This is a genomic window from Bacillus silvicola, assembly GCF_050524305.1.
Classification (GTDB): domain Bacteria; phylum Bacillota; class Bacilli; order Bacillales; family Bacillaceae_G; genus Bacillus_A; species Bacillus_A cereus_AT.
In genome coordinates, this window is record NZ_JBNGVC010000013.1 from 497,956 (window position 1) to 509,080 (window position 11,125).

Sequence of the window (11,125 nt, forward strand, 5' to 3'; positions counted from 1 at the left end):
CAATTGTTCCTATTGTTTTTACTATTGACGAATATCAAACCACCAACGATGTTTCGCATTCATATTTTCAGTGTCGCCAGTCCCTCTGTAATTGAAAGCATCCAAAAAGATTGAATCTAGTTTATCCTCATCTACAAAATAACCTAGGTTAACCTTTACCGTTTGTCCTGGTGTGATACTGCCAATATTGTAAAAGCTTTTTCCATCTCCGTGGGGTTCTAAATAATCAACTTCGCCCGTCATAATATTTCTTTCTGCAACTCCATTTTTTCCAGCGTACTCCCATGCATTCCCTTCAAATTTAAGCTGTTTTATGGATGGATGCATATAGATTTCTTCTGTCGCCTGTTTACCAATGTTTTTCACTGTTGTTGTCAAGTAGACAAATTTAGGCTGAACTAAATTTGTCTCTACTAATTGATCAATTGAATCTTTACCATTTCCAATTTTATATTTATCCCGTCTATATGGTATCAATTGTCCTGCTTGATCCAAAGCTTGATTCTCGCTTAGTCTCCCTAATCCCGTTTCATTAAAGTTTTCTTGCTTAAAATCTTTGATTGAATCAAAAACTTCAACTTTTTCTATCACATATTCAATTTTGCTGTTATCCATGATAATCGTTACTGGAACCTTTTGTCCTATATGAAATAGTCGTTTACTATCTTTTTTCAAAGGAATCACCTTAGTTTTTTTAGGCTTACTTTCTTCGCTAAAATACTTTTTATCATAATCTGTTATATGTGATGCCTTTTCTTTTGACGTAGGCTCAAGTGAAATGTTCCCTAACACATCCATCATTTGTTCTTCATTTATATCGTTTCCAATATAACTTTGTAACATAATTCCCTCTTCCTCAAAATAGAGAAAAATCACTCTATCAAACATTAAATCTTTATTTCCATTGTCTTTATGAACAACCACTGCTTTTTTACCATTTATATCCTTTTCTTCGTAACTTTTCGAATACAGAGTTTGAAAATCCGAGTTTTCTCCTATCCTCCAAAGAGCAAATGAAAATCCCCCCATTGCGTAGTTATCTTTAAATGAATATTTCATAGCAGAGTCATCAATTGCTTCCATATTTTCTGGTAATTTACCAACCTTCAACTTATACCACTTATCAGTCTTTTTCGATTCCTTATTTGTTACTGAAACATTTACTTCGTAATTTTGTTTTTGAACAATCATATTATAGACTTTCACTGCACCAAAAACAGTTGTCGGCATACCAATTAATAAACAGGCAGCAGCGATTAACATACGATGTCTTTTACGCTTTTTCTGTGGTCGCTCGCCCTTCAGCTTCATTTCTTCCATAAACAATTTCTTTTTGCGCGTATATGTATGTGAAAATTCATGTTGTTCTTCGAGTTTATCAAAATCATCTAAAGCAATTTTTTCAGCAAGGTCATACATTTCTTTGGAGTTCTTTGAATTCGTCATGTTGTATACCTCCTATCATATTTTGAACTCGTTTTCGAGCACGCTCAAACTGCTTACGGACATTAGCCTCCGTTATCCCCATGACACTTGAAATTTCTTGATACGTTAAGTTATAGAAGACTTTGTACTTAAATACCTGTCTATTAGATTCATTTAACTCTTTTAGCAATGTATCAATTTGAACCTCAGACATTGTACGTTTTTCCCACTCTTCAATATTTTCATCTACTGCTTCTGTTGATTCTCTTTCATATTCTTCTAAAAATGTTTCATGTCGTTTATTTTTCCGGTAACTATCAATCGCCTTGTTTTTCGCGACCCTCAAAATGTAGCGTTTAAGCTCTTCAGTGCTCAAGCTATGGAGCTTTTCCAAGTTCTTATAAAGAGTAATAAACGTCTCTTGAACCGCATCTTCAGCCTGTTGAATATTATTTAAAATAGAATACGCTACATAATAAATCTTTTGTTCATACAACTCATATAGCTCTTCCATCTTTTCATAATCGTTGTTTGTAACTTTCATATAATTCCTCCTCTCACTCTATATAACGAATGAGCACTATACTTTGTGACACCGCAAAACCTTTTTATATATAAAATTTAATAATAGAATAGACAAAAGCTCAATTTCTCTATTGTAACTGAGAAATTGAGCTTTTGTTTATTAGAATTTTCCTGACTGTTTCCTTAAGAACATCCCTCTTACGCCTTTTTAGTAAGCAGTATTTGCTCTATCGCTTCTTGTAACAAATTCTGTGTCTCTTCCAAGTTATGATTCTTCTTTTCTCCTAGTTGTACCGTATAAAACTCGGCAAACGAGCGCTCTTTATATCTCGGTACGACATGCATATGGTAATGCGTTAACTCATTAAAGATTCCACCATTTTGACAAACTGTAATTCCATCTGGTTTATATAATGATTTAATCGCTTTTGCAATCAGCTTAGAAGCATCCATAATAGATTTCGCTATAACATCATCTAATTCGTCCACTTCTACAACATGCTGCTTTGGCACAATTAAAGTATGTCCTGGATAGAAAGGTTCATGATCTAAAAAGCATGTTACATGCTCATCTTCATATACTTTATATATTTTTTCCTCTCCGCTTGCTAATCTACACCCTAAACATTCCATCATATTTCCCCCTTTATTAAAAACATAAAAACGTGAGAGCCGTATTCTCACGTTTTTATGTTTCACTTTACTAATTCAATTGTTTCCGTAACTTTTATACTATCTTTTACAGATTGAACAATCGTGCAATTCTTCACTGCAAGCTGCAGCGCCTTGTCCAACTGCTCTTCTGTAATATTTTGCGCTTTAATTTTATAGTGCAAATGAACACTTTCAACTGGTTTTGATAAAGCTTCACTTCTCCCAATTTCAGTTTCAATTGTAAACGTATCGTATGTAATACGTTTCTTTTCTAAAATTGTTCGGAAGACAATTGCACTACATCCTGCGATAGAAGAAATGAGTAATTGTAACGGTGAATACCCGTTTTCTTTTCCAATCGCTAATGGACCATACGATAAATCTGCCTCTATATCATCATGCTTAATTTTTATTTTCATACTTCGTTTCCATCTCCACTTTCATCGGTTTCTTCCGTTTCTTACTCATATAATAATATATATAGCAGAAAATGATAAATGGAATACCACAATATAAAGCCATTCGTTGTTCTGGAATAAACGCTAAACTAATAACAACGATACTATTTGTAATTAAAGCTAAAATCGGAACAATCGGGTATAGTGGTGTTCTATACTTTAAGTCCTCTAATTTTCCTCCGCCTTTTATATACTGACTTCTAAAGCGAAGTTGCGATAAAGCAATAATGATCCAACTTGAAACAGCCGATAAGCCAGCTATAGATAATAAGTACATATATACTGTATCTTCTGCAAGGAAGCTTGTTAATAAAGATAACGCCGCAACAGCAATCGTTACGACTAACGCTGTAATTGGAATACCACGTTTATTTACTTTCTTGAAAGAAGTTGGTGCCATTCCTTCATTTGCAAGTGACCATAGTATACGCGTTGCTGCATATAATCCTGAGTTCGCTACAGATAATAAAGCAGTGATAATAACGAAGTTCATAATATCAGCTGCATATGGAATACCGATTTTATCAAATACAACTACGAATGGACTTTCAATTACTCCTGCTTCTTTCCAAGAAATTAATCCTACTAAAATTGTCATTGTTAAGATGAAGAATATCATAATACGCCATACTGTATTACGAATTGCACGTGGAATTGTTTTTTCAGGATTCTGACTCTCTCCTGCTGCAATCCCGATTAACTCTGTTCCTTGGAATGAAAAGTTAACTGTAATCATCGTAAGAAGCACTGCGGCTAGTCCATTTGGGAATAGCCCACCATCACTTACAAAGTTAGAGAAAAGAGGTGCTGCTTCTTTTCCGTCGTATGGTAAAAATCCTAGTAATGCGCTACCACCAAGTAGAATGAATGCAATAATTGTAACTACTTTAATACTAGAGAACCAAAACTCTAATTCAGCATAACTTTTCGCTGAAATAGCGTTTGAAGCATATAAAATAACCCCGAATACGAGACACCATACCCAAACATCAACATTCGGAAACCATCTTTTCATCATTAAACCGATCGATGTTAATTCTAATCCTACTGTTACCGCCCATCCAATCCAGTATAGCCAGCCGATCATAAACCCAGTTCCTGGTCCAATAAACTTCGTCGCATACTTTTGGAAAGATCCTGAAACTGGCATCGCTACCGTTAGCTCTCCAAGACAAAGCATTGTTAAATACATAATAAATCCGCCCACTAAATATGAAAGGATGGCTCCCCCTGGTCCAGCTTGATTAATAGTGTATCCTGAACCTAGGAAAAAACCTGTCCCGATTACACCACCTAGTGCGATCATAAATAAATGTCTACTCTTCATCGTACGATGTAGTTTATCATTCGTTGTTTGCTGCATTGTAATCCTCCCCTATAAACCCTCTATCTCTTTTTAAAATTTTCTGATAATAAAAATATACACGAAAGCGGTTACAATTTCTATATAAAATTAAAACTTTTCTGATAAAACATTATAAAAATTTAATTATTAAGAGATTCAGATTCTATTTTAAGGTAATTAAGGATTAATAAGGAAAAACCCTTACGTATTATTGTAAGAGTTAACGTATTTCTAATCTTCTAGATAAAATTGATAAACCGTAATTTACAACGAAATACATACAAGCTGCTAGTATAAATGTTGGAATCATATAATTTACGTTCTGTCCGCTAATAATTTGAGCATTATGCATAAGCTCTGGCAATGATATAACAACCGCTAATGACGTATCCTTTAACAATGAAATAAATTGACTAACAAGCGGAGGAACCATTCTTCTAAGTGCTTGCGGTAAAATAATGTGCCAAAGCGTCTGGACATATGTTAATCCTGAAGAGCGCGCCGCTTCAATTTGTCCTCTTTCGATAGATAATAAGCCACTTCTAACAATTTCAGATATCATCGCTGCTTCAAATATCGTTAAAGCAACAATTGCGGCTGTTATAATTTCTAACTTCAAACCTGCCTCTGGAAGTGCAAAATACGTGAAAAATATAATTAAAAGAAGTGGTAAATTCCGAATAACTTCAACGATAAAGCCTAGTATTTGTGAGATGACGGGTATTTTTGCATAGCGCAACGTTCCTATTACACTACCGATAATAAAACTAAGTACAATCGCTACAAGAGCGACTTCTAGCGTGATAAGCAATCCTTTTAATAAAAAGAGTATATGATCTCCTGTAATAGCACCTTGAAAATCCATCTACACCCCCTCCTTTGCCAAGCGTCTTTCTAAATAACGCACTAGCATACTTAGCGGAATTGTTAATATTAAATAAAACATCCCGACAAATATATATACATCAAACGTAACGAATGTCTTCGTTGAAATTAAGTCTCCTTGATACATTAAATCCGTTCCAGCAATAATTCCGAGTATTGAAGAGTTTTTTACTAAATTGAGAAATTGATTTCCTAGAGGAGGAATGACGATTTTCATCGCTTGAGGTAAGACGACATAATACATCGCTTGCGTATAAGTTAATCCTGAAGAACGTGCTGCTTCCATTTGACCTTTCGCGACTGATAAAATACCAGCACGAATTACTTCCGCAATAAAAGCCGCTGTATAAACTGTAAGCGCAACTGTCCCTGCTACAAAACCGTTGAAAGTAATTCCTATTACAGGCAAAGCAAAATAGAAAATGAATGCAATTAATACGAGTGGAATATTTCTAACAAACTCTACATAGGCAGAGCCAATCCAATTCAAAATACGAATAGGTGAAATTCGCATCACTGCCATAACAATTCCTAAAACAAAACTTCCTATTAGCGCAACTACACTAGACATCACCGTATATTTAAATCCTTCTAAATACATATCAATATTATTCGTCAAAATAGAAAAATCAGGCACATATTCTCCCCTCTTTCTTTACAAGAAGAGGATGAGTACTCTCATCCTCTCACTCTTACTATTTATCACGAGAAATAAAGTTTCACTTTACTTCTCTTGTTTTTGACCGATCCATTTTTCATATAATTTGTCGTACTCTCCACTCGCCTTCATATCTTTTAGTAAGTTATTAATCTCTTTCGTTAAATCGTCTGCGCCTTTTTGTACTGCAATTCCATACGGTTCATCCGTGAAAATTTTGCCTACAACTTCATAATTAGAATCTTGTTTTGCCATTCCGTAAAGAATCGCATTATCTGTCGTTAAAACATCGCCTTTACCTGCTTTTAACGCTGTAAATGCTTCACTGTAATTTTCAAATTCTAATACTGTTGCTTCTGGTGATTTTTGACGAATGTTATTTGTAGACGTTGAGCCTTTTACAGCCAATACTTTAATGCCTTGTTTTACATCATCAATACTTTTAATATTGCTTCCTTTTTTCACAAGTAACGATTGCCCCGCTTTAAAATATACATCTGAAAAATCCACTTCTTTTTTACGCTCTTCCGTAATTGTCATTGTCGCAATAATGGCATCAATATCACCATTTTTCAGCATTGGAATACGTGTTTTAGATGTTACTTCTTTCAGCTCTAATTTCTTTTCATCACCAAGAATTTTTTTCGCAAGCGCCTTCGCGATATCAATATCAAATCCTTCTACCTGCCCTGTTGAAGGGTTTTTCAATCCAAATAAATTCGTATCATTCTTCACCCCAACTACTAACTTTCCGCGCTTCTTAATTTGTTCAACAGCTCCGCCTTGCTTCGTATTCGTTTCTTTCGCCTCGTCTTTTTTACCTCCGCATCCAGCAACAATAAGCACGAATAAACATGAGAATACGATTAGGGTAAACAACTTTTTCATCTTAAGCATAAAATTCCTCCTTTAATGATTTAATACCCGGCTTAAAAATAGACGTGCTCTTTCTTGTTCAGGATTTGCAAAAAATTGTGCTGGTGTTGTATCTTCGATAATTTGACCGTCATCCATAAATAAAATTCTATCTGCTACCTCACGTGCAAATCCCATCTCATGTGTGACGACGACCATCGTCATTCCTTCTTTAGCCAGCGCTTTCATAACATCAAGCACTTCTCCGATCATCTCTGGATCAAGAGCGGACGTAGGCTCATCAAATAGCATAATTTCCGGTTGCATCGCGAGCCCTCTAGCAATAGCTACCCTTTGCTGTTGACCTCCGGATAATTGATGGGGATATACACCCGCCTTCTCCGGGATTCCCACTTTCCCTAAATAAAACATCGCTGTTTTCTCTGCTTCTTCTTTTGAAATTTTATTTACTTTAATTGGTGCTAGTGTAATATTCTGCAGAACTGTTTTATGTGGGTATAAGTAAAAATGCTGGAAGACCATACCAATATTTCGGCGTAATTCATTCATATCTGTTTTTTTATTGTGTACGTCTGTATTTTGTACAATTAATTCTCCATCGGTAATCGCCTCTAACTGATTTATACAACGAAGCAATGTACTTTTTCCTGATCCTGAAGGACCAACAACTACTACCACTTCACCTTTTTTCACTTGCACATTAATATTTTTCAAAACTTGGAAGTTACCATAATATTTATTTACATTACGAAACTCTATCAACATACTCCCCCCTTCCCCTAAACAAAGCATGTACATTCTTTTTATATTCAAAAATAGGCAAAAAAATAACTTTCAGCTTCATTTTGTCCATAAAAAAGAGCAAAGGGATTTCCCTTTGCTCCTTCATTTCTATTCTCTTAAGATACTTCTTCTTTCTTGTCTTTCCCGTATTCATGCTCCCAGAAATCAGCATTTTTAATTCCTAATTTTTGCGGATCGAATACTGGATCTTTTCCTTCTTTTTTCTGCTTTTCATAATCCTTTAATGCAATCAATGCCGGCTTTTGTAATAATAGAATCGCAATAATGTTAACCCATGCCATAATTCCTACACCAATATCTCCTAAAGCCCACGCTGTTGCTGCTGTTTTTACGCAACCGTAGAATACAACTCCTAAGAATACAAACTTTAGTACGATAGACATCCAAGGGCGGTCTTTATCACGATTTAAGTAAGCGATATTCGTTTCTGCAATGTAGTAATAAGCCATAATTGTTGTAAACGCAAAGAATAGTAAAGAGATTGCTACGAAACCGTTTCCAAATCCAGGGAAAACAGATTCTACTGCTGCCTGTGTATAACCAGGACCCGGCTGTGCACCGTTTAATTTATTGACGATAAAGTTTTTTCCGCTTGCATCAAATACGTTATACATGCCTGTAATAATCATCATAAATGCTGTTGCTGAACAAACAAATAATGTATCAATGTAAACGGAAAATGCTTGTACTAACCCTTGTTTAGCTGGATGCGATACTTCAGCTGCTGCTGCTGCATGCGGTCCAGTTCCTTGCCCTGCTTCATTTGAATAAATACCACGTTTTACACCCCAAGAAATTGCTAAACCGATAATCCCACCAAAAGCTGCTTCTAATGCAAATGCACTTTTTATAATTAACATAAATGCTTCCGGTAATTTTTCGATATTCATAGCAACAATTATACAAGCTACTAAAATATAACCAAGCGCCATAAACGGTACTACAACTTGCGCTACGTTAACAATTCGCTTAACTCCACCAAAAATAATAAGTGCTAATGCCGCTACTAATACCGCTCCGGATACAGAAGTATTAATACCAAAAGCTGTTTCTAGACTTACAGCAATACTATTCGCTTGAACACCTGGAAGCAGCATTCCTGTTGCAAGAATTGTTGCTGCAACGAATACTAAAGCATACCATTTAACGCCTAGTCCTTTTTCAATGTAATAAGCAGGTCCACCGCGAAACTGCCCTTGATGTTTCGTCTTATATATTTGTGCTAATGTAGATTCTACATAAGCCGATCCTGCTCCTAAAAAGGCTACTGCCCACATCCAAAATACAGCTCCTGGTCCACCGAATGCAACCGCTGTGGCTACCCCAGCTATATTCCCTGTTCCAACGCGTCCTGATAAAGAAAGTGCTAACGCCTGGAATGAAGAAACACCAGCATCTGATTTTTCTCCTTGAAATGTCAGCTTCACCATTTCTCCTACGTGTCTTACTTGTAAAAACCTCGTTCGAATGGAAAAATATAAACCTACTCCTAAACATAAATAGACAAGTGCTGGACTCCAAACAATATTATTTATCCAACTTACGATAGCTTCCAACTTTCCCCCTCCTTCTTTGTAAAGAATATTCAGAATATATATAAAATTATAAGTGTATACCGAATCTATAACAATATTATTTTAATAAAGTAAACATATTTTTGTATAAAAAAACAAAGTATACATTTATTTTGTATACTTTGTTTCGATGTGAATGTATTATATATTCACAATTGCTTCCCTCTTTATAATTCTTTCATAGAGTTGTTCTGCTAATTGTCGGAAATGATCTGGCATATCTTTCCCTTTAAACTTCTTTTGAAGCGTACCGTATAAACCAATATCACGTAGACGTAAAAACAACGGTAACGCTTCATACCACCTATCCGCTAACCTGTGCTCATATTCATAACCCTTTCTTAGCACCTGCAACTGTTTACGAGCAAATTTTGTCTTCTCTTCTGCAGTCCACGGTGTAAATAGAACAGAGTAATAGAGAACCATTGCTAAATCATGTATAAAGTAATTATAAGCTGCATCATCAAAATCAAAGATTGTTAGCTCTTTGCCATCATAATGAAAATTCCCTGGATGAATATCGCCATGCATAAGGCCGAATGTTTCTCTTTTAACCGGAAGAGCCTTTATTTCCTCCATTAATACAGTGGCAATCCCTTTCACCTTCTCATCTTCTAATTCATTAACAATGCTACTTTCGTCCTCTTCCCACGTATCACGGTAGTCTGTTTTAGGGTAATTCATTGTAAGACGATGCAGTTGTCCAATCGCTTTTCCCCACGCTTCAAAGTAAGCATCTCCCCAATAAGGCGATTCTTCTCCTTTTACTTGCTCACCTTTTGCATATGTAAATAAGGAAGCAAAAAAGAAAGTGCCATCTTCCGCTCCGATTTCTTCTACAAGATTTTGAGATATTGAATTACGAGGTCCCGCCACTTTCGCCCCATGCTCCGCAACATACCGTAAAAAATCTAGTTCCGCCTCTACCTCTTTTTTAGACCGATGAGAAGAATGAGTTAAGCGTAATACGCAATCTTCATTATTTGTATCCTTCGCCTTAAAAATATAATTCTCAAAATCACCAAGTGGCTTTTCTTCCACCGTTACATGATATGCCTTTGCTGCTCTTGCTAAAATCTCTTTTGTAAAAACTCGTTCTACAGCTATTTCCATATGTATCCCTCCTATATCTCTTCTTAATTCGACATAAATGTGAGAAGTACTGCTATGAAGTTAAATAGTGCATGGGCAATCATAGCCGATAAAATAGAATTTGTTTTCTCATATAACCACGCAAATGCTACTCCGCTTAAAAAATTCACCGGTAATGTGTTATATGTTGGAATATGAACAACGGTAAATATTATGGAACTTATAAGTACGCCGCCCCATATGCCATATCTCTCACGAAAAAACGTATAAAAAGCACCTCGATATAAAATCTCTTCGTAGATTGGAGATATAACCGCCGCTCCAATTACCGCGATACAAAATGCGTAGATTGATTTATTATTTTGGACCGTCTCTGTTTTACTATTTTCAAAGAAAATACCCATTTTCTCCATTATCATTAATACAGCAGCACTAACTATAATTAAGAAAATAACCACTACAACTGTCCACAATAAATCTTTCCATGAAAGCTTCCGAATTCCAATATCTTTCCACGACAATTTATATCTTTTTATGCAAAAAAGATATACTACAAAGGTAAATATCACTGCCATCATAAGTCCCATTAATACTCCAGCATATAATGAGTTCCCTATTATTTTTAAAGCATAATCATAAAAAAGAGATTCAACCATTATTGGTACAATCAGAAATACAAAAACAAATAAATATAAAATTTCTTTCCATCCCCACATATATTTTAAAGTCATCTACACCATCCTCTACATCCTATTTTCTTTAGTATAAAAGATGATGTAACGTAACTTTCAAGCTAATTTTTCAAATAATCCAAGCATAAATTTCTTAT

11 protein-coding genes and 1 pseudogene are annotated in these 11,125 nt (G+C 35.3%); all 12 read right to left on the minus strand.

Annotated elements, in window-relative coordinates; all coding sequences use genetic code 11:
• Positions 1-21 precede the first annotated feature (21 nt).
• Positions 22-1,446: an anti-sigma factor gene (locus ACP6L7_RS24760; protein WP_097832861.1), complete on the minus strand. Its 1,425-nt coding sequence runs from the start codon at positions 1,444-1,446 to the stop codon at positions 22-24.
• Positions 1,412-1,969 carry an RNA polymerase sigma factor gene (locus tag ACP6L7_RS24765; RefSeq protein WP_097832860.1) on the minus strand — a complete coding sequence of 186 codons (558 nt, stop codon included), beginning with the start codon at positions 1,967-1,969 and terminating at the stop codon, positions 1,412-1,414. Before ACP6L7_RS24765 ends, ACP6L7_RS24760 begins: the two co-directional genes overlap by 35 nt.
• A 179-nt stretch (positions 1,970-2,148) precedes the next feature.
• Positions 2,149-2,583 (minus strand): HIT family protein, encoded by a 435-nt coding sequence (locus tag ACP6L7_RS24770; RefSeq protein ID WP_097832859.1) that lies wholly within the window; start codon positions 2,581-2,583, stop codon positions 2,149-2,151.
• Positions 2,584-2,645: 62 nt separating this feature from the next.
• Entirely contained in the window at positions 2,646-3,023 is a 378-nt protein-coding gene (locus ACP6L7_RS24775) for an OsmC family protein (protein WP_097832858.1), read from the minus strand.
• Positions 3,007-4,425, minus strand: coding sequence for an amino acid permease (locus tag ACP6L7_RS24780; protein WP_097832857.1), 1,419 nt, complete (start codon positions 4,423-4,425; stop codon positions 3,007-3,009). Before ACP6L7_RS24780 ends, ACP6L7_RS24775 begins: the two co-directional genes overlap by 17 nt.
• A gap of 202 nt (positions 4,426-4,627) precedes the next feature.
• Complete coding sequence (locus ACP6L7_RS24785; protein ID WP_078180786.1) at positions 4,628-5,272, minus strand: amino acid ABC transporter permease; 645 nt, start codon at positions 5,270-5,272, stop codon at positions 4,628-4,630.
• Positions 5,273-5,929: an amino acid ABC transporter permease gene (locus ACP6L7_RS24790; protein WP_097832856.1), complete on the minus strand. Its 657-nt coding sequence runs from the start codon at positions 5,927-5,929 to the stop codon at positions 5,273-5,275.
• Between the two features lie 87 nt (positions 5,930-6,016).
• Positions 6,017-6,847, minus strand: coding sequence for a glutamine ABC transporter substrate-binding protein GlnH (gene glnH / locus ACP6L7_RS24795; RefSeq protein ID WP_097832855.1), 831 nt, complete (start codon positions 6,845-6,847; stop codon positions 6,017-6,019).
• A gap of 12 nt (positions 6,848-6,859) precedes the next feature.
• Positions 6,860-7,781, minus strand: a pseudogene (locus tag ACP6L7_RS24800) (amino acid ABC transporter ATP-binding protein).
• Positions 7,726-9,186, minus strand: coding sequence for an alanine/glycine:cation symporter family protein (locus ACP6L7_RS24805; RefSeq protein ID WP_097832853.1), 1,461 nt, complete (start codon positions 9,184-9,186; stop codon positions 7,726-7,728). Before ACP6L7_RS24805 ends, ACP6L7_RS24800 begins: the two are co-directional and overlap by 56 nt.
• 159 nt (positions 9,187-9,345) lie before the next feature.
• Positions 9,346-10,317, minus strand: a complete 972-nt coding sequence (locus tag ACP6L7_RS24810; RefSeq protein WP_097832852.1) for a phosphotransferase enzyme family protein — start codon at positions 10,315-10,317, stop codon at positions 9,346-9,348.
• A 23-nt stretch (positions 10,318-10,340) separates the two neighbouring features.
• Positions 10,341-11,027 carry a CPBP family intramembrane glutamic endopeptidase gene (locus ACP6L7_RS24815; protein WP_097832851.1) on the minus strand — a complete coding sequence of 229 codons (687 nt, stop codon included), beginning with the start codon at positions 11,025-11,027 and terminating at the stop codon, positions 10,341-10,343.
• Between the last annotated feature and the right edge of the window lie 98 nt (positions 11,028-11,125).

Bases quoted from the DNA above. Each gene is read 5' to 3' on its own strand.
- ACP6L7_RS24760 (WP_097832861.1), bottom strand. From the start codon at position 1,446: ATGACGAATTCAAAGAACTCCAAAGAAATGTATGACCTTGCTGAAAAA.
- ACP6L7_RS24765 (WP_097832860.1), bottom strand. From the start codon at position 1,969: ATGAAAGTTACAAACAACGATTATGAAAAGATGGAAGAGCTATATGAG.
- ACP6L7_RS24770 (WP_097832859.1), bottom strand. From the start codon at position 2,583: ATGGAATGTTTAGGGTGTAGATTAGCAAGCGGAGAGGAAAAAATATAT.
- ACP6L7_RS24775 (WP_097832858.1), bottom strand. From the start codon at position 3,023: ATGAAAATAAAAATTAAGCATGATGATATAGAGGCAGATTTATCGTAT.
- ACP6L7_RS24780 (WP_097832857.1), bottom strand. From the start codon at position 4,425: ATGCAGCAAACAACGAATGATAAACTACATCGTACGATGAAGAGTAGA.
- ACP6L7_RS24785 (WP_078180786.1), bottom strand. From the start codon at position 5,272: ATGGATTTTCAAGGTGCTATTACAGGAGATCATATACTCTTTTTATTA.
- glnH (WP_097832855.1), bottom strand. From the start codon at position 6,847: ATGCTTAAGATGAAAAAGTTGTTTACCCTAATCGTATTCTCATGTTTA.
- ACP6L7_RS24810 (WP_097832852.1), bottom strand. From the start codon at position 10,317: ATGGAAATAGCTGTAGAACGAGTTTTTACAAAAGAGATTTTAGCAAGA.
- ACP6L7_RS24815 (WP_097832851.1), bottom strand. From the start codon at position 11,027: ATGACTTTAAAATATATGTGGGGATGGAAAGAAATTTTATATTTATTT.